At 69.2% G+C, this 19,239-nt stretch carries 11 protein-coding genes; 4 read left to right on the forward strand and 7 right to left on the reverse strand.

The features are described 5' to 3' along the window. Window positions 1–68: 68 nt before the first annotated feature. Window positions 69–2,156, reverse strand: coding sequence for a M3 family metallopeptidase (locus RAH39_RS10620; RefSeq protein ID WP_306590074.1), 2,088 nt, complete (start codon window positions 2,154–2,156; stop codon window positions 69–71). Window positions 2,157–2,246: 90 nt separating this feature from the next. On the opposite strand from RAH39_RS10620, the gene RAH39_RS10625 reads away from it, so the two are divergent. Further along, the gene (locus tag RAH39_RS10625; RefSeq protein ID WP_306590075.1) at window positions 2,247–3,191 is read left to right on the forward strand and encodes a patatin-like phospholipase family protein; all 945 of its coding nucleotides are present in this window, start codon (window positions 2,247–2,249) and stop codon (window positions 3,189–3,191) included. A gap of 235 nt (window positions 3,192–3,426) precedes the next feature. On the opposite strand, the gene RAH39_RS10630 is transcribed toward RAH39_RS10625, so the two are convergent. Beyond that, the gene (locus RAH39_RS10630) at window positions 3,427–5,502 is read right to left on the reverse strand and encodes a S9 family peptidase (RefSeq protein WP_306590076.1); all 2,076 of its coding nucleotides are present in this window, start codon (window positions 5,500–5,502) and stop codon (window positions 3,427–3,429) included. A gap of 46 nt (window positions 5,503–5,548) precedes the next feature. Continuing rightward, entirely contained in the window at window positions 5,549–7,162 is a 1,614-nt protein-coding gene (locus RAH39_RS10635; RefSeq protein ID WP_306590077.1) for a methyl-accepting chemotaxis protein, read from the reverse strand. 120 nt (window positions 7,163–7,282) lie between these two features. Here RAH39_RS10635 and RAH39_RS10640 point away from each other — a divergent pair, with 120 nt between their 5' ends. Together RAH39_RS10640 and RAH39_RS10645 are read left to right on the forward strand one after the other, a co-directional pair. Beyond that, window positions 7,283–8,725 (forward strand): HAD-IG family 5'-nucleotidase, encoded by a 1,443-nt coding sequence (locus RAH39_RS10640; RefSeq protein WP_306590078.1) that lies wholly within the window; start codon window positions 7,283–7,285, stop codon window positions 8,723–8,725. Next, window positions 8,718–9,197, forward strand: a complete 480-nt coding sequence (locus tag RAH39_RS10645; RefSeq protein WP_306590079.1) for an acyl-CoA thioesterase — start codon at window positions 8,718–8,720, stop codon at window positions 9,195–9,197. The genes RAH39_RS10640 and RAH39_RS10645 overlap by 8 nt, the downstream gene beginning before the upstream one ends. Here RAH39_RS10645 and RAH39_RS10650 read toward each other — a convergent pair. Both RAH39_RS10650 and RAH39_RS10655 read right to left on the reverse strand, forming a co-directional pair. Then, complete coding sequence (locus RAH39_RS10650; protein WP_306590080.1) at window positions 9,182–10,573, reverse strand: hypothetical protein; 1,392 nt, start codon at window positions 10,571–10,573, stop codon at window positions 9,182–9,184. The genes RAH39_RS10645 and RAH39_RS10650 overlap by 16 nt on opposite strands. Before the next feature lie 106 nt (window positions 10,574–10,679). Then, the gene (locus tag RAH39_RS10655) at window positions 10,680–11,552 is read right to left on the reverse strand and encodes an AraC family transcriptional regulator (protein WP_306590081.1); all 873 of its coding nucleotides are present in this window, start codon (window positions 11,550–11,552) and stop codon (window positions 10,680–10,682) included. A gap of 167 nt (window positions 11,553–11,719) precedes the next feature. Between RAH39_RS10655 and RAH39_RS10660 the strand changes: the two genes are divergently transcribed. Further along, window positions 11,720–12,475: an SDR family NAD(P)-dependent oxidoreductase gene (locus tag RAH39_RS10660; protein WP_306590082.1), complete on the forward strand. Its 756-nt coding sequence runs from the start codon at window positions 11,720–11,722 to the stop codon at window positions 12,473–12,475. A 7-nt stretch (window positions 12,476–12,482) separates the two neighbouring features. On the opposite strand, the gene mfd is transcribed toward RAH39_RS10660, so the two are convergent. Together mfd and RAH39_RS10670 are read right to left on the reverse strand one after the other, a co-directional pair. Continuing rightward, the gene (gene mfd, locus RAH39_RS10665; RefSeq protein WP_306590083.1) at window positions 12,483–15,893 is read right to left on the reverse strand and encodes a transcription-repair coupling factor; all 3,411 of its coding nucleotides are present in this window, start codon (window positions 15,891–15,893) and stop codon (window positions 12,483–12,485) included. A gap of 142 nt (window positions 15,894–16,035) precedes the next feature. Continuing rightward, complete coding sequence (locus RAH39_RS10670; protein WP_306590084.1) at window positions 16,036–19,236, reverse strand: efflux RND transporter permease subunit; 3,201 nt, start codon at window positions 19,234–19,236, stop codon at window positions 16,036–16,038. Between the last annotated feature and the right edge of the window lie 3 nt (window positions 19,237–19,239).

Consider the following 19,239-nt stretch of genomic DNA (forward strand, 5'->3'; position numbering starts at 1 on the left):
CTTTTCTTTTTCTTTTTCGCGCGCCCGTAGGGCGATTTCGCGCCTTTCGCGGTTTCTCTTCCGGTTCGCTACTTCAGGCCGCGCTTCTCCAGCAGCGGCTCCACCTTCGGATCACGGCCGCGGAAGCGGCGGTAGAGGAGGGCCGGATCCTCGGTGCCGCCCTTGGACAGCACTTCGTTCCGGAAGGCCGCGGCGGTGGCGGGGTCGAACAAGTCGCCCTTCTCCTTGAAGGCCTGGAAGGCGTCGCTGTCGAGGACGGCGCTCCAGATGTAGCTGTAGTACCCCGCCGCGTAGCCGCCCATGATGTGGTTGAAGTAGGGGCTGCGGTAGCGGGGCGGGATCTCCGGAATGAGCCCCCACTTGGCCAGGGACGCCTTCTCGAAGGCCGCCGTGTCGCGCACCTTCGCGTCCGTCAGGGTGTGCCAGTCCAGGTCCAGGAGGGCCGCCGCCATGTATTCCACCGTGGCGAAGCCCTGGCCGAAGCGGGAAGCCCGCCGCACCTTCGCGGCAAGCGCTTCGGGGATGGGCTCGCCCGTCTGGTAGTGGCGGGCGTAGAGCTTGAGCATGGCGGGCTCCATGGCCCAGTTCTCCATGACCTGGCTGGGCAGTTCCACGAAGTCGCGCGGCGTGCCCGCCGTCCCCCGGTAGCGGCCCGCGTAGAACAGGCCGTGAAGGGCGTGGCCGAACTCGTGGAAGAGGGTCCGCACCTCGTCCGAGGTCAGGAGCGCCGGTCGGCCGCCCGCGGGAGGGGTGAAGTTGCACACGTTCACCACCACCGGATCGACCTGCTTCCCGTCGCGGATCCAGGCCTGGCGGTAGTTGCTCATCCACGCCCCGCCCCGCTTCCCGGGCCGCGGATGGTAGTCGAGGTACAGGATGCCGAGGTGGCGGCCGTCCTTCTCCTTCACCTCGAAGCCCCGGACGTCCTTCTGGTAGACGGGCAGCCCCTTCACCTCCGTGAATGTGAGGCCGTACAGCTTCCCGGCCAGGGTGAAGGCACCCTGACGAACGGCGTCCAGGGCGAAGTAGGGCTTGGCCTCCTCTTCCTGGAAGTCGTACTTCGCGTGCTTCACCTTCTCCGCGTAGTAGCGCCAGTCCCAGGGCTCCAGCTTCTGGCCGGGCAGGTCCTTCGCCATCATGGCCTGGAGCTCGGCGCGCTCCCGCTTGGCGGCTTCGAGGGCCGGCTTCCAGATCTGATCCAGCAGGCCGTAGACGCCCTTGGGGTCCTTGGCCATGTTCTCTTCGAGGACGTAGTCGGCCCAGGTCGCGTAGCCCAGCAGCCGGGCCTTCTCGGCGCGGAGGGCGGCCACCTTCGCCACGATGGCGTTGGTGTCCGTCTCGCCGCCCTGGTTGCACCGCTCCAGGTAGCCCGTGAGCAGGCGCCGGCGCAGGTCGCGGTTCTGGGCGGATTCGAGGAAGGGCCAGATGCTGGGGCCGTCCAGGGTGAACAGCCACTTGCCCGGATGGCCGGCCTTTGCAGCCGCCGCCGCGAGCCGGGCGCCCTCGGGGAGGCCCGCCAGGTCCGCCGGAACGTCCACGATCAGTTGGAAGTCCTTGGTCGCTTTCAGCAGCCGCTCGCCGAAAGTCACGCCGAGGGTGGACAGCTCGGCGTTGAGCGCCCGCATCCGCGTCTGCTGGGCCGCGTCCAGGGCGGCCCCCGCGCGGACGAAGCTCTTGTAGGTGCGCTCCAGCAGCCGGGCCTGCTCGGGATCCAGTTTCAGCCCGGCCCGGGCGTCCCACACCGCTTTGACCCGGCGGTAGAGCGCGCCGTCCAGCTGGAGGTCGTCGCGGTGGGCCGCCAGCAGGGGCGTGGCCTCGCGGTTCACGGCCTGGAGGGCCGGCGTGGTCTCGGCGCCCAGCAGGTTCGAGAACACCGCATTCACCCGGTCCAGGAACTGGCCCGAGCGGTCCAGGGCCGCGATGGTGTTGTCGAAGGTCGGCGGTTCGGCCAGGCCCGCGATGGCCGCCACTTCGGCCTTCTGGCGCGCCATCCCCTCCTTCAGCGCCGGGAGGAAGTGGGCGTCGCGGATCTCCCCGAAGGGGGGCACGCCGAAGGGCGTCTGCCACTCCCCGAAGAAGGGATTGGGGACGGCAACGGGATCGGCGGCGAGGGCGGGAAGGGTCATGAGGGCAGCCAGGGCGGAAGCGGGGCGCATGGGGAACTCCGGGAGCGTGGGCTTACCTTAGCATCACCATACGAGGGTGATCCGCCCCGGGGCCCCCAGAGGCTCGGGTATCCTGAGTCCATGGTCAAGATCACCCGCAACTGGATCATTCGCGCGGGGGGCGCCCTGGGCCTCTGCCTCCTCCTGGCCTGCCAGCCTCCGGCCCCGGTTCCAGTTCCGGCGGTCGCGCCGCCCCCGCCCACTCCCGTGGTCCCGCAGGGGCCGCCGCCGAAACCGAAGATCGCGCTGGTCCTGGGCGGGGGCGCCGCCCGCGGGTTCGCGCACATCGGCGTGATCCGCACCCTGGAGCAGGAGAAGATTCCGGTCGACCTCGTGGTGGGCACCAGCGTGGGCAGCCTGATCGGCGCCATCTACGCCGCCGACCGGAACAGCTTCGAGCTGGAGTGGACGGCCTTCCAGCTCCAGAAGGAGGATCTGTTCGACTTCGGCGTGCTGTCCACCGTCGTGGGCATGGGCTTCGCCAAGGGCGACAAGCTGGAGGCCTGGGTCAAAGGCCACATCAAGCCCACGGACATCGAGCAGCTCAAGATCCCCTTCGCGGCGGTGGCCACCGACCTCAACTGGGGCCAGAAGGTGGTCCTGGACCGGGGCTCCGTGGCCCGCGCCGTCCGCGCCAGCTCCGCCATCCCCGGCGTGTTCCAGCCGGTCCAGCACCAGGGGAAGATCCTGGTGGACGGCGGCGTGGTGGACAACATCCCCATCTCCGTCGCCCGGGCCAAGGGCGCGGACATCGTCATCGCCGTGGACATCAGCGCCAACGTGGGCAACCCCAACATCACCAACCTGGTGGGCGTCAGCCTCCAGGCGGCCAACATCATGTTCGCCCTCAACGTGGACCACGCCCGGCGCGAGGCGGACGTGCTCATCTCCCCCGCCATCGGCGACGTGGGCACCCTGGACTTCACCCAGAAGAAGCGCTGCATGGAAGCGGGAATCCTCGCCGCCCAGCAGTCCGCCCCCGCCATCCACCGCGCCATCGAGAAGTGGGTGGCCGCGCGGCGGTGAGCGTCCGTCAAGCACGCCAAAAAGAACTTTCTCCACCGAGGCTCAAAACAAAGGCAAAAGGGCCTTTGCTTTGATCGGTGTTCATCAGCTTTGATCAGTGTTCATCGGTGTTCCCTCTTTTCCCGATGGGCCCGGCGACCCGCTGAAGAAAAAATGAAAGTGGCCACCGATGAACACAGATGAACACTGATCAAGATCTTGTCTTTCCTGCTGCCTTGGTGATCTCTAGGACGTTCTACTTCGCCTTGTCGAAGGCGGTGTTCCGCACCATGTCCTCGGTCTTCCAGGGGGCGGCGCTGCCGCCCAGGTACTTCTGGAACCACTCGAGGTGGGCGTTGTAGTAGACGGGCATGGACTTCAGGTTGTCGGGCCAGTGGCCGTCGTTCTTGAAGACGAGGAGCCGGCTGGGGACGCCCATCTCCTGGAGGCCCGTGAAGAACTGGAGGCTCTGGGTGTAGGGCACGCGGTAGTCCCGCTCGCCGGTGATCACCAGGCAGGGCGTCTTGAACTGCTTCACGTGGGTGCTGGGGTTCATCCGGTCGTAGGCCGCGGCCTTCTCCCAGGGCGCGCCGGTGAGGTCGTGCTCGGGGAACCACAGCTCCTCGGTGGCGCCGTGCATGGAGCGCAGGTCGTAGACGCCCATCATGGCGGCCAGGGCCTTGAAGCGCGTGGTGTGGCCCTCCAGCCACATCATCGCGTAGCCGCCCCAGCTCCAGCCCATGGCGCCCATGCGGTCCTTGTCCACGTAGGGCAGCGCGGCGAGGTGGTCCGCCACCTTGTCGATGTCGGTCTGCACCTTGCCGTCCCAGTCGCCGCTGATGGCGTCCGTGAACGCCTGGCCGTAACCCGTGGACCCGTGGGGATTGGGGAAGGCCACGATGTAGCCCGCGCCCGGGTAGACCTGCCAGTCGCCGCGCAGGGTGTCCGACCACATCATCTGCGGCCCGCCGTGGACGTTGAGGATCAGCGGGTACTTCTTCGCGGGATCGAAGCCGTGGGGCTTCACCAGGAACACGTGGACGTCCTTGCCGTCGGCGCCCTTCACCCACTGTTCCTCGGCGGGGCGGAAGTCCACCTCGTCGGCCACAGCCTGGTTGAGGGACGTGAGCCGCTTCAGCTCCTTCGACTCCACGCCGTAGCGCCAGATCTCGGTGGGTTCGTTCACGCGCGTCTTGCTGAGGTAGACGGCCTTCTGGTCCGGGCTCACCACGAATTCGCGGATGCTCTGGCCTTCGAGGACGCGGGTGATCTTGCCGGACGCCACGTCCACGCGGTGCAGCGGCCAGCGGCCCTTCTCCTGGACCGTGAACCAGATCGCCTTGCCGTCCGCGGACCACTGGAAGCCGTCCACCCAGTTGTCGATGGCCTCCGTCAGGACCTTGCGGGTCTTCGCCTGCCGGTCGTAGGCGGCCAGGCGGAACCGGTCGGACTCGTGGCCGGGCTTGGTCTGGAACTTGTAGGCGATCCAGCGGCCATCGGGCGAGTACTTGGGATCCTGGTCCGCGGCCGGATTGTCGCCGGTGATCCGCTTCGGCGCACGGTCGCCCTCCAGGGAAATGAGGAAGAGGTCCTGGTTGGTGCTGCGGGCGGGCACGGCGTCCGTGTTGGTGGTGACGCAGATCTCCTTGCCGTCGGGGCTGAGGTCCCAGGCCTGCCAGAAGGACGGGTAGTCCTGCTTTCCGGCGGTGAGAGCCTCCGCCTTGCCGTCGAAGGCCGCGGTGAAGAGGTGGGTGTACTGGAAGTCCCGCCACTCGGTCCAGTGGCGGTAGAGCAGCGTGTCGGCGAGGTGGGCCTGGACCGGTCCGCTCTCCAGCTTGTCGCTCAATTCCTTGTGCTTGGCGCCGTCCGCCATGGCCTCGGGGAACACACCCGCCTCGAAGGCCACGCCCTTGCCGTTGGGCAGCAGCTTGGGCGCGCCCACGCCGGGCTCGAAGGCGGTCACCTTGCGCGCCTCGCCGCCGGCGGCGTCCAACGCCCAGAGCTGGCTTCCGCCCGCGCGGGTGGACAGGAAGTAGAGGGTCTTGCCGTCCTTCGACCACTGGGGCGCCGTGTCCGACTTGCCGGAGAACGTGAGCTGCTTCGCCGCGCCCGTGGCCGTTTCTAGCATCCAGATCTGGGTGTTCCGCGTGGCGGCCTTCAGGTCCTGGCTCGACACCTCGAAGGCCAGCTTGGACCCGTCCGGGCTGAGGGCGAGGTGCTGCACCCCCTTGAGGCGGTAGAGATCCTCGATGTGGAAGGGCCGCTTGTCCGCCGCCGCGGCGGGCAGGGCGAGGATGAGGGCCGGAATCAGGGCGGAGCGGAACGAACGCACGGAACCTCCAGAGGAGGCCCCCAGGATGGCACGCCCCCCCTGTGACTCAGGCCACCTGGAACTGGCGCATGGAGGCGGCCAGGCCTTCGGACGCGCGGGCCAGATCCTCGCTGGTGCGCTGGATCTCGTGGACGGTCTGGGAGAGTTCCATGGTCGCCGCGGCGCTGCGCTCCATGCCGTGCGCGGCGTCCTCCACCTGCCGGGCCACGGCGTCCGAGGTGCGGGTCTGCTCTTCGGTGGCCACGCCGATCTCGTGGATGGCCCGCGCCACGGCCAGGGTGCTCTCCTTGAGCCCCACAAGCGTCTCCACCGTGGAGGCCACCGTGCTGCCGCCCTGGGCCATGGCCTCCTCGGTGCGGGAGATGAGGGCCCCGATCTCCCGGGCCGCCACCGCGCTGCGCTCGGCCAGTTTCCGCACCTCCTCGGCCACCACGGCAAACCCCTTGCCGTGGGCGCCGGCCTTGGCGGCCTCGATGGCCGCGTTGAGGGAGAGCAGGTTCGTCTGCCGGGCGATCTCCTGGATCACCCGGACCGCGCGCACCATCTGCTGGTTGGCCTCCCGGATGGCGGACATGGCGCCCGCGGAAGCCTCGCCTTCGGACGCGCCCTGGTCGGCGGCCCGGCGCATGCCCTCCGTGTGCTCGCGGCTGGAGCGGACGTTGGCCGCCACTTGGAGGATCGAGGCCGCGAACTGGGTCATGGCCGACGCCGTCTGCTCCGATTCCCGGCGCTGCGCCTCGGAGAACTCCGCGATCTCGGCGGTGGCGCGGTTCATCTCCACAGAGGTGGCGCTCAGCTCCGTGGACTGGGCCGCCACCTCGGCCGAAGTCGCCTGAAGCGCCCGGAAGACGTCCGCGAACTTGCCCATGGACTGGTTGAAGCTGACGCCCATCCGCCCGAATTCGTCCTTCCGCGCAGCGTCCAGGCGATCCCTCAGGTCGCCGTGACCCATCCGATCCAAGGCCCGCTGGAGGGCGCCCAGGGGATCGAGCACGCCGCGCAGGGCGATCCGCACCAGCCCCAGGGCCAGCATGAGTCCCGCCGCCAGCAGCGCGGCCTGAACGATCGCCGCCCGCTTCCGGAGGGCGGCCAGGGATTCCAGTTGCCAGTCCCGCTCCGCCAGGTTCCGGTCGATCACCCGCTTCGCCAGATCCCCCAGGGCGGCGGCCATGGGCCGATCCATGCCCCGCACCTGCTGGTCCACGAGCCGCGGACTGAACGGATCCGAGGCCTTGAACCGCTCCAGGGCGGCCCGGTACCGCTCGCCCATGGTCCGGTGCTCGACCAGCGCCTTCTCCGCCAGCCCCGGCTCGCCGCCCGTCTGGGCCAGCAGCGCCTTCAGGCCGTCGAGGTCGGCGCGGACCTGGCCTTCCGCCTTCTCGAAGCCGGCGCGGTACTTCGCGAAGGCCTCGGGATCGTGGCCGCGGAGGAGCAGATCCTTCCACTCCTGGACCTGGGTCTTGAAATCGGCCTGGGCCTGGCGCGCCAGATCCGCCGTCCGCATGACCCGATCCGCCGTGTCCAGGTTGGTCCTCACGGAATCCGCCATGGTGCGCATGTCGAGGAAGTCCACCCCCGCCAGCAGGAGCGTGAGACCCAGCAGGCCCGCGGCCAGTCCCCACAGCTTCCCTTTCACGCTCAGCTCGTCGAACCAGCGCATGGCGGCCTCCCCGGGGATCTGTTTCCGTCCCGCCCGATCGGAAGAAGGCCCCGTCGACTTGAACCGGCGCCGGCTCTCAACCCCCTGCGAGGGGGCCGGAGGGCCTTGGTATCCTGCCCCATGCCCGACGCGACCTCCCTCCCGAACCTCGCCGGCCGCGGGATCTTCTGCAACCGGACCCTGAACCTGCGCTCCGTGCGGGCCATCGGCTACGACATGGACTACACGCTGGTGGACTACCGCGTGGCGGCGTTCGAGGAGATGGTCTACGCCCAGGCCCGGGAACGGCTGGGCTCCGAGGGCTGGCCCGTGGAGACCCTGGAATTCGACCCGCGGATGGTGACCCGCGGGCTGGTCGTGGACACGGAGCTGGGGAACCTGGTGAAGGCCAACCGCTTCGGGTTCGTGAAGCGGGCCATGCACGGCACGCGGATGCTGGAGTTCTCCGAGCAGCGCGACGCCTACGCCCAGACGCTGGTGGACCTGTCCGATCCCCGCTGGGTCTTCCTCAACACGCTGTTCTCCCTGTCGGAGGGCTGCCTCTACGCCCAGGCGGTGGACCTGCTGGACGGCGGCATCCTTCCCCGCCCCTTCGAATACGCGAGCCTCTACCGCCACGTCCGCGCGCGGGTGGACGCCCAACACCTGGAAGGGCATCTCAAAGCCGAGATCGCCGCGGCCCCGGAGCGCTACGTGGTGCAGGATCCCGAAGCGGCCCTGGCCCTCCTGGATCAGAAGGCCTCCGGCAAGAAGCTGCTGCTCATCACCAATTCGGAGTGGAGCTTCACGTCGAAGATGATGACCCACGCCTACGACCGCCACCTGCCCGAGGGCATGACCTGGCGGAGCCTGTTCGACGCGGTGATCGTGGCCGCCCGCAAGCCCGCCTTCTTCACGGAGCGCGGTCCCTTCTTCGAAGTGGTGGACGAGGCCGGCCTGCTGCGCCCGCTGGCGGGGCCTCTCCGCGTGGGCGGGCTCTACCTCGGCGGCTCCGCCGCCCAGGTGGAGCGCGACCTGGGGATCTCCGGCGACGAGATCCTGTATGTGGGCGACCACATGTTCGGCGACGTCCACGTGAGCAAGCGCACCTTGAGCTGGCGCACCGCCCTGGTCCTGCGGGAGCTGGAAGGGGAGGTCGCCGCCCTGGAGGCCTACCGCAGCACCGAACTGCGGATCATGGCCATGATGCGCGACAAGGAGGCGGCGGAGGCCAAGCTGTCCCAGGCCCGCCTGGCCCTCCAGCGCCTCCGCGCGGGCTACGGCCCCGAGCCCGAGGCGGACGCCGCGGCGCTGGAAGCCAAGGCCCACAGCCTCCGCGCCCACCTGGTGGCCCTCGACGCCGAGATCGCGCCGCTGGCGAAAGCCGGAACGGAACTGGTGAACGCGCGGTGGGGCCTGCTCACCCGCGCCGGGAACGACAAGAGCCACCTCACCCGCCAGATCGAGCGCTACGCCGACATCTACACCAGCCGGGTCTCCAACTTCCTGCACGCCACGCCCTTCGCCTACTTCCGCTCCCCCCGCGGCAGCCTGCCCCACGATCCCGGAGGTACCGGTGCCTGAGCGCCTTCCCGGCCTCTTCCTCCGCACCTTCGCGGTGCCGGAAGCGGCCATCGACGTGAACGGCCACGCCAACAACCTGGAATACCTCCGGTGGATGCAGGAGGCGGCCACGGCCCATTCGGACGCCGGAGGCTGGACCCTGGCGCGGTACCAGGCGACGGCCACCACGTGGATGATCAAGTCCCACGCGATCGAGTACCTCCGTCCCGCCTACGCCGGCGAGGAGCTGACCCTCGGCACCTGGATCGGCGGATTCGACGAGCGCACCTCGCCCCGCCACTACCTCTTCTGGCGCGGCCGGGACAGGAAGGTCCTCGCCCGCGCCCAGACCCTGTGGGTGTTCGTGGACACGGCCACCGGCCGCGCCGCCCGCATTCCCGAGGCCTTCCGCTCCGCGTTCCCCGTGATTCCCGATGAGAAGGAGGTCCTCCAGTCTCTGAAGGAGGGCGCCGGCGCTCACTTCCCAGCGTAGACCGTTACGCCGTAGTGCTCCGCGTCCCAGGGGGCGTCGCTGTTCCAGTGGCCGTAGGCGTGGCTGCCGTCCGTGCGGAAGCGCAGGACGTACTCGCCTTTCGGGAGCTGGATCACCTCGTCCACCTGCCGGTTCTTGAAGGCGCCGCCCGCGTGGTGCGTGCGGCTGCGCTCCATGATCCACACCCGCTTCCCGGCCGCGTCCTCGATCCAGGCTTCGTCGGCCATGGCATCCCCATCCCCCTCCCCGAGGGCGTAGACGCGCACGGAGCGGCTCGCCGGGAGGCGGAAGGCGAGGCGCCGGTCCTCTCCGTCGCCCACGCGCACCAGTTCCGCCAGGGGCGTCCAGCTCAGGGGTTGCGTGAAGGAAACCGCCGGGAGATCGGCCTCCGCCTGGACGGACAGGGTGAGGCCGTACATCCCGGGATCGCAGGGCGGGGCCGCGTTCCAGTCGGCGGGGGAGTGGGAATCGTCGGTGGCGAAGGCAGCCTCGTAGTCGCCCGCGGGCAGCAGCACCGTCTCCACCTGGCGGCGGTTCTTGGAGGCACCACCGGCGTACTGGCTCCTGTCCATGGTCATCTCCCACACGCGGGTCCGCGCGCGGGCGTCGATGATCCATCCGTAGTCGTGCATCCGCCGCCCGCTTCCCTCGCCCTCGGCGTAGACGTGCAGGGTGGTGGGCCGGCTGAGGTGGAAGGGCTGGGTCCAATGGCCGGAATCCGCGCGGGCGGGCAGCGACACGACCACGTTCTTCCAGCGGAGCGGCGCGTCGAAGCGCGGCACCTCGGCGGGATCGCCCGACGGCAGGTAGACCTCCATCCCGTAGTTCCCCACCTGCTCCCGCCAGTGGCGGAGCAGGCTGTCGTCGTCCAGCCCGAACATGCTCAGCGCCCGGCGCCGGTCCTCGTGCAGACGGAGGTCGCGGCGGTCGATGTTCCGGCTCCACTGGGCGAACAGCAGGCCCTGGCCGAACCCGTGGTTGGCAAAGTAGGCCTCGTAGCTCCCCTTGGGCAGGTCCAGGTACTGGTCGGCGACGCGGTACTCCCAGTTGCGGCTGGTGTTGGCGCCGTCCATCTGCCACACCACCTCCCGGGTGGCCGCGTTCAGGATCCAGCCGTAGGCGAACAGGGGCTCCCCGCTCGGCCGGTGGGTGATCCGCCGCACGCCGCCGCCCTTGGCGTAGACGTGGACCTTCGCGTCCCGCGGCAGGGTGAAGCCCTGGCCCCGCACCTCCACCGCCTCGAAGCCCTTGAGGGAAACGAGGACCGGTTCCGCGCTCCGGAGCAGCGGCGCGAACACCGTGAGGATGATCGAAGCCGCCACCACCTGGATCACCCGCCCCAGGGCGGCCGCTTCGGACATCAGGAAAGCGAACATCGGAGGCTCCTGCGCGACTTCTCCAAGGTAGAGCACGTCCTTTCGCCCGGGCCGCCGGATCGGCGAACGGCGGGCAGGCACCGGCCACCGGCCGGCGCGACCCGGTCTATCCGCGAAGGCGCTTCATGTCCGCGATGGGCGGAAGGCCGAACAGCCGGGCGTATTCCCGGCTGAACTGGGAGGGGCTCTCATAGCCCACGCGAAAGGCGGCGGTCGCGGCGTCCACGACCTCCGTGCTGAGCAGCCGCCGGGCCTCCTGGAGGCGGAGTTCCTTCTGGTAGCGGAGCGGGCTCATGGTGGTCGCCTGCTTGAAGTGATGAAAGAAGGCCGAGGGGCTCATGTTCGCGCTCCGCGCCAGCTCCTCCATCCGCAGCGGGCGGTCGAAGTGGCTGCGGATGTGCTCGATCAGCTTCGCGATCCGCCGCACGTGGCTTCCCGCCACGCCCAGTTGGCGGACCGCAGCCCCCTGGGGCGAATGGAGCAGCCGGTAGGTGATCTCCTGGATCACCAGCGGCGCGAGCACGATCCGGTCCGCCTCCTGCACCAGGCACCGCAATAGGCGGAGGAGCGCATCCCCCACCTCGGCGTCGCACCGCGCGGGCACCAGGTGTTCCCCCGCCGGCGGACGCGCCGGAAGGGACTCCCACTGCTGAAGGAGCCGGTAGACCACGTCCGGATCCAGGTCCAGGACCAGGCACAGGAAGGGCCGCCGGGACGACGCCCGCACCACCTGTCCGGTCACGGGCACGTCCACGGGAACCACCAGGGATTCCCCGGCGCGGAAGCGGAAGGACGTCCCTCCCACCGTCGCCACTTTCTCCCCCTGCGCCACGAAACAGAACGACGGCGTGTAGACCGTAGGAACGGGCAAGGTCGGGCCGTCGCTGCGGATCACCTGCAGGCCTGGAATGGCGGTAGGGCGGGTGCCTGCTTCCGGAGCCGCAGCCGCGGCGAGCTTCACCAGTTCTTCGGAGACCATGAATCCCTCGCCGCCTTTTCCAGGAGAGAGCATAAGGCCAGCGCCTCTTTCCTCGGATTCCTTTTTATTGGAGGATCGGGCAATAGATCGAGCGGATCCGTCTACCCTCCTCCCCTCCCAGGCGCCTAGCCTGGACGGACGGTCTCAACCGTTCCGAGGAGCCATCCATGAGCCAGCGCGTGGCCTTGATCACCGGAGGAAGTCGCGGACTGGGGCGGAACGCCGCCCTCCACCTCGCCCAGGCGGGGTTCGACGTCCTCTTCACCTACCACAGCCGGGCCGACGAAGCCCAGACCGTCGCGGACGAGATCCGCCGCCTGGGCCGCCGCGCCGAAGCCTTCCAGTTGGATGTGGGCCAGTCCGGCACCTTCGCCGCCTTCGCCGACCGCGTGAAGGCGGTTCTGAATGCGTGGGGCGCCGAGCGCTTCCATACCCTCGTCAACAACGCCGGGATCGGCATCCACGCGGCCTTCCAGGACACCACGGAGGAGCAGTTCGACCGCCTCGTGGCCATCCACCTGAAGGGTCCCTACTTCCTCACCCAGCGCCTGCTGCCCCTGCTCGCGGACGGGGGCCGGATCGTCAACCTCTCCTCCGGCCTGGCCCGCTTCTCCCTTCCCGGCTACTCCGCCTACGCCACCATGAAGGGCGGCGTCGAAGTGCTCACCCGCTACCTCGCCAAGGAGCTGGGCCCCCGCCGGATCGCCGTGAACACCCTCGCCCCCGGCGCCATCGAGACCGACTTCGGCGGCGGTACCGTCCGCGACAACCCCGCCGTCAACCAGTTCATCGCCAGCCAGACCGCCCTCGGCCGCGTCGGCCTTCCCGACGACGTGGGCGGCGCCCTCACCGCCCTGCTGTCCGAGCCCGCAGGCTGGATTACGGGACAGCGAATCGAGGTGTCGGGAGGGATGTTCCTGTAGCGGAACTTCAGGCCTGAAGGGCGACCCACGCCTCCAGCACCCGCTGGGCCTGAAGGATGGGGCCTTCGGGGCCGGTGAGGAGGGGGATGCGGACGGCGCCGTCGGGGCCGAGGCTGGCGCCCTTCTGCTGGCTGACCCAGGCCATGAGCTTGGCGGGATCCAGGGGGGTCTGGGGGCTGAGGCGCAGGCGGAGCTGGCCCTTGTCGGCGGCCACTTCGGAGACGGCGAGGGCCTGGGCGCGCAGCTTCACCTTGAGCAGTTCGAAGAACCGCTGGGTGCCCTCGTCGTCCTCGGGCACGCGGCCGAAGCGGTCCTCCAGATCCATCCGGTAGAGCTGCAGGTCCCGCTCTTCGCGGAGGCGCGAGATGCGCTTGTAGGCCACCAGGCGCTCACTGGCCTGGTCGATCCACCGGCGGCTGAGCTGAGCGCCGGGGGCCAGGCCGTCCAGCTTCACGTCGAAGGTGCCGCTGGGCTGGCCCTGGAGTTCCTGGAGGGTCTCCTCCAGCAGCTTCACGTACAGCTCGAATCCGATGTCGTGGATGTGGCCGGACTGCTCGCCGCCCAGCAGGTTGCCGGCGCCGCGCAGTTCGAGATCCATGGCCGCCACGCGGAAGCCCGAGCCCAGTTCGGAGAAGTCCTCGAGGGCCTGGAGGCGCCGCCGGGCGTCCTCGCTGATCTCGTGCTTGGGCGGGATCATCAGGTAGGCGTAGGCGGGCACGTCGCTGCGGCCCACGCGGCCCCGCAGCTGGTAGAGCTGGCTCAGCCCGAAGGCGTCCGCGCGGTGGACGATGAGCGTGTTGGCATTGGGCACGTCCAGGCCGTTCTCGACGATGGTGGTCGCCACCAGGACGTCCACGCGGCCCTCCATGAAGGCGAGCATCACCTGCTCCAGCCCGTCGTCGGTCAGCTGCCCGTGGCCCACGGCCACGCGGGCGTCGGGCACCAGCTCGCGGACGCGCTCGGCGATGGAGACGATGGATTCCACGCGGTTATGCACGAGGTAGACCTGGCCGCCGCGGCGCAGCTCGAACTGGATGGCCGTCTGCACCAGCTCGTCGCTCCAGGGCGCGACCACCGTCTCGATGGCGAGACGGTCCTTGGGCGGCGTCTCGATGAGGCTGATCTCGCGCAGGCCCGTGAGGCTCATGTGCAGCGTGCGCGGAATCGGCGTGGCGGAAAGCGCGAGCTGGTCCACATTGAGGCGCAGTTTCTTCAGCTTTTCCTTGTGCCCCACGCCGAAGCGCTGCTCCTCGTCCACCACCACCAGACCCAGATCCGCGAACTTCACGCGGGCGCCCAGGAGCTGGTGGGTGCCGACCACGATCTCCACCTTGCCGTCGGCCACCTCCTGGAGGACGAGCTTCTGATCGGCGGGATCCACGAAGCGGTTCAGCATCTCGATGCGGATGGGAAAGCCCGCGAAGCGCTCCTTGAAGGTGCGGAAGTGCTGGAAGCACAGCACGGTCGTCGGACACAGGACGGCCACCTGGCGGCCTTCGAGCGCGACTTTGGCCGCGGCGCGCATGGCCACTTCGGTCTTGCCGAAGCCCACGTCGCCCACCAAGAGGCGGTCCATGGGGCGCGGGGATTCGAGATCCGCCTTCACCGCCTCGATGGCTTCCACCTGATCCGGCGTAGCAGTGAAGGGGAAGCTGGCGTCGAAGGCGGCCATGTCGGGGCCATCCGGCGGATAGGCGTGGCCCTTCTCCAGCTTGCGCTGCGCGTAGAGCTTCAGCAGCTCGTCGGCCATGTCGCGGATGGCCTTCTTCGCCTTGCGCTTGACCTTGGCCCAGCTCGCGCCGCCCAGCTTGTCCAGGGGCGGGAGGTGCCCCTCAGCGCCGGTGTAGCGCTGGACGAGGTCCGCGCGCTCCAGGCTGACGTTGAGCTGGCCGCCGTCGGCGTAGCGGAGCTGCAGGACCTCCTGGTCCTCGCCACCCACGGTGAGGGTGGTAAAGCCCACGAATTCACCGATCCCGTGGTCCATGTGGACCACGCGATCGCCCGGCTTGAGGTCGCGCAGGTCCGACAGGAAGGCCGCGCTGCGGGATTTCTTAGGCGCCGCCTGGACAGCCTTCCGCCCGAAGATCTCGCGCTCGGTGAACACCACCAGGCCCGGTTCCTTCAGATGGACGCCGGCGCTGAGGCTCAGCAGGATCGCCCGGCAACCGGTTTCGGTGCCGTAGGCGTGGGGCAGGTCGTAGTCGCGCAGGAACTCCGCGAAGCGGTCCCGCATCCCCGGCGTGGAGCCCGCCAGGAACACGCGGTGGCCCGTGAGCGCCAGCTCCTGGGCGTGCGCGGCCAGCTCCGGCAGCCGCCCCTGGAACTCGCGCACGGGCTGGGCCGCCAGCGGCACGGTGGCCTCGCTCTGCCACTCCGTGAGGTGCAAGGTGGGCCGGCTGGGATCGGAGGGCAGGAAGCGGTCCTCGAAGTCGGAACAGATCACCCCGCCCCGGCGGAGCACCGCCAGCCCTTCCTCGATACGGGCGCGCTCCGCTTCGCGCAGGGCGTCCTCCCACGGCCCGTCCAGCCGCACGCGGAGGCAGGGCGGCACCCAATGGGTGAGCTGGCCCTTGGGCTGGGCGAGGAGGGGATGGAACAACTCCTCGCCCGGGAAGTGGCCGTGGGTGGCCAATCGCGCGCGGCGGAACGCCAGGTCGTCGCCCGGCTCGGGCGTGCGGTCCGCGCGGGACGCCACCGCCGCCAGGAGAGCGGGGCCGTCCCCGCGGTCGCCCTCGAAGCGGGGATAGAGGGTGAGGGATTCCAGGGCCTCGCCGGTGCGCCGCTGGGTGTCGGGGTCGAAGGGGCTGAGGCGCTCCAGTTCGTCGCCGAAGGTCTCCAGGCGCAGGGGCTGCTCCAGGTGGTCGGGCCAAAGGTCCACCACCATCCCGCGGGAACTGAATTCGCCCGGGGCCGAAGCCATGTCCACCCGGCGGTAGCCGAGGGCGATGAGGGTCTCCAGGAGGAGTTCGCGGGGCACTTCGGCGCCCTGGCGCAGGTCGAGCTTCTGCTTCTGGAACCAGGTGGGGTGGGGCAGTTTCTCGCAGGCGGCCAGCGGTCCCGTCACCAGGACCCGCACCCGCCGCTCCAACAGGCCCACCAGCGTGGCGAGGCGGTCCCGGAGCACCATCCCCGGCGGGCTGCTCTCGCCCCCGGCGTAGGGCGCGAACCCGGGGAAGTGCGCCACGCCCGCGTCCGGCAGCAGCGCCTGGAGATCCTGGGCCAGGGTCCGGGCCTCGGCTTCGCTGGGGGCGTCCACCCACAGGGACTGGATCCGCCCTTCCCGGGAGATCCACCGGGCCAGCACCAGGGCCAGGGCCGGCGGGGAAGTCCAGCGCAGCCGGGCGCCGGGGGCGAGCCCTTCGGGGGATCCTTCCGCCAGCCGCAGCAGGTCTCTCAAGTCGGGGGAAAGCGCGTCCATGGACCTTCCAGAGTGCCGCAATCCCGGGGAAGGGAGGCCGCCAAAAACGCGAGGAAGCGCGAAACCGGGGGGTCTCGCGCTTCCTCGGGCTTGTAAAGATTAAGAATCGCCACCAAGGTACGTTGGCGGTGGGAAGGCGTTTTCAGGCGTCCGGCGCTTCCGCCAGCGGAGGCGCGGCGGCGGGTTCGGGCACGGACATCCCGAGGCGGCGGCGGATCCAGGCCCAACCGCGGGCCAGGCTCATCTCCTCGATGATCTCGAAGAAGACCGGGACCACGATCAGGGTGAGCAGGGTGGAGGTGATCAGGCCGCCCACCACCGCCCGGGCCATGGGGGCCCGCATTTCCGCGCCGGCACCCAGGGCGAGGAACAGGGGCAGCATGCCGCCGACCATGGCGAAACTGGTCATCAGGATGGGCCGCAGTCTCACGGTGCCCGCCCGGATGATCGCCTGGCGGCGCGGAATGCCCTCCTCGCGCTCCAGATGGAGGGCGTGGTCCACCAGCAGGATGGCGTTCTTGGTCACGAGGCCCATCAGCAGGATCATCCCGATGCTCGTCATCATGGACATGGAGTCGCCGGTGACGAGCAGCATGAGGACCATGCCCACCATGGACAGCGGGAGGCTGGCCATGATGGCGATGGGCAGCTTGAAGCTCTCGAACTGGCTGGCCAGCACGAAGTAGATGAAGAACACCGCCAGCAGCAGGGCGGAGCCCATGTAGCCCGCGGTCTCCTTGTTGTCCCGGGTCTGGCCCAGGAATTCCACGCGCACGCCTTCGGGGAGCTTCCCGCTGGCCTTCAGCTCCTCCACCTTCTTGGCGGCGCCGGCGCTGACTTCGCCCAGAGTGGAACCGTCGAAGTTGGCGTCCACTTCCACTTCTTCCATCAGGTCGTGGCGCTGGAGCTTGGCGGGGGCGATGCCCTCCTCGAAGCGCGCCACCTGGTTGAGGCGGACCAGCGGGTGCTTCCCGCCGCCGATGTCCTTGGTGCTCTGGACGGTCATGTTCGCGAGCTGGGCGGTGAAGCGGCGCTGGCGGTCCTCCAGCCGCACGCGGACGTCGCGCTGCTCGCCCTTCTCGTCCTCGAACTTGGCCACCTTCTCGCCGTCCACCAGGGGCCGGACGAGCTGGGCCACCAGGCCGGGGCTCACGCCCAGGTCCGACGCCGCCTTGCGGTCGATGACGAGCCGCAGCTCGGGCTTGCCGCTGTCCAGGCTGGTGGTGACGTCCACCGCGCCGGGAACGCTGCGCAGGGCTTCCTTCACCAGGGGCGCGGCCTGGATGACGGCGTCCCGCTCCGGGGCCTGGACGGCCACCATGATGGGGAAGGAGGTGCCCCAGTCGTTGGCGGTGCCGATGGAGGCGTCCACGCCGGGGACCGACCGGAAGTTCTCGCGGATCTGCCGCCGGATGACCACCTGGTTGGGACGGCGCCCTTCCTTGAGCTTGATGTAGATGCCGCCGGAATCCACCGTTCCGTTCAGGCCGGTGCCGATGGTGGTGTAGGCGAAGTCCACGCCGGGCACGGCGAGGATCGCTTTCTCCAGAGCGACGGCCTTCTCGCGGGTGGCCGCGACACTGGAGCCGGGCTCCGCCTTGAAGGTGGCCTGGAGGTCGCCGCGGTCGTAGTCGGGCATGAAGTTGTTCCCCAGCAGCCCGGACAGCGCCATGGCCAGGATGAAGCTCGCCCCGCCCAGGAACATCACGGTCTTGCGGTGCTCCATGGCCCACTCGATGGCCCGCTTGTAGAGCGCTTCCCAGCGGTCCAGCATCCGGCCGAAGGCCTCGACGCTGCGCATGATCGGGTTGCGGCCCTGGTAGTGGACGTGGCCGTCGGTGCTCTTCTCGTGCTCCGGATCGGGCCACACGGCGCTGAGCATCGGATCTAGCGTGAAGCTGACGAACAGCGACACGGCCACGGCGAAGGCCACCACGATCCCGAAGGGGAAGAAGAACTTGCCCACGATCCCGCCCATGAACGCCACGGGGACGAACACGGCGAGGATGGACAGGGTGGTGGCGATGACCGCGGGGCCGATTTCCGCGGTGCCTTCGCGGGCGGCGGTGACGTGGTCCTTGCCCATTTCCGCGTGCCGCGTGATGTTTTCGCGGACCACGATGGCGTCGTCGATCAGGATGCCGATGGCGAGGCTGAGCCCCATCAGTGTCATGGTGTTCAGGGTGAAATCCAGGACCCGCATCACGATGAAGGTGGAGATCACCGACACCGGCAGGGTGAGGCTCGTGATCAGCGTGGAGCGCCAGCTCTTCAGGAAGAAGAACACGATGATCACCGTGAGCAGGCCGCCCACGTAGATCGACACGTTCACGTCGTCCACGTTGTCGATGATGAACCGCGCGTTGTCCTTGGCGGTGACCACCTCCACGCCCTGCTTCTTCAGCTCGGGCTTCAGCTCCTCCAGCGCCGCTTCCACGGCCTTCACCATGGCGACGGTGTTGCCGCCGGTCTGCCGCTGGATCTCCAGGGCCACCACGTCCTGGCCGCCGAGGCGGGCCAGGCTGCGGCGCTCCTTGATCCCGTCCACCACCGTGGCCACTTCCTGCAGCTCGATGGGACGGCCTTCCTTGTTGCCCACGACGACGTGGTTGAAGTCGCTCACGGCTCGGGCCTTGGCGTCCACCTTGACGGAGACCTCGCGGTCGCCCTGGAGGAGGTTGCCGCTGGGCACGGCCATGGTGTCGCTGCCCAGGGCGCTGTTCACCGCCTGGAGCGACAGCCCCTGCGATTCCAGCTTCTGGGGATCGATCTGGATCAGGATCTCGCGGGTGCTGACGCCCACGGGATCCACCTTGCCCACGCCGGGGATGTTCTCGATGCGCCGCTTCAGGAAGTCCTCGGCGATGCGCGTCAGTTCCCGGTCGTCCAGCGAGGCATGCTGGGCGTCGGGCTTCAGGACGAGGGACAGCACCGGCAGCTGGGCGGGGTCGAACTTCGAGATGACCGGCTCCTCGATGTTGCTGGGGAGGTCGCGGCGGATCTGGCCGATCTTCGTGCGGACGTCATTGAGGGCGTTGTCCACGTTGCGGCCCAGGTGGAACTGGATCACGAGCGTGCCCAGGCCCTCCTGGCTGGTGGAGCTGATCTCCTTGATCTTCTCGATGGGGTTGACGGCCTCCTCGATCTTCCGCACCACGTCCTGCTTGACGGACTCGGGGCTGGCGCCGGGGTAGACGACGGAGACGGTGACGGTGGGGATGTCCGTGTTGGGGTACTGGTCGATGCCCAGGGTCTTCACGGAGAAGAGCCCGAGGACCACCAGCGCCAACATGATGCAGACCGTGAAGACCGGCCTGCGGATGGAGAGGTCGGAGAGGAACATGGG

Source organism: Geothrix sp. 21YS21S-4 (assembly GCF_030845995.1).
Lineage (GTDB): Bacteria > Acidobacteriota > Holophagae > Holophagales > Holophagaceae > Geothrix.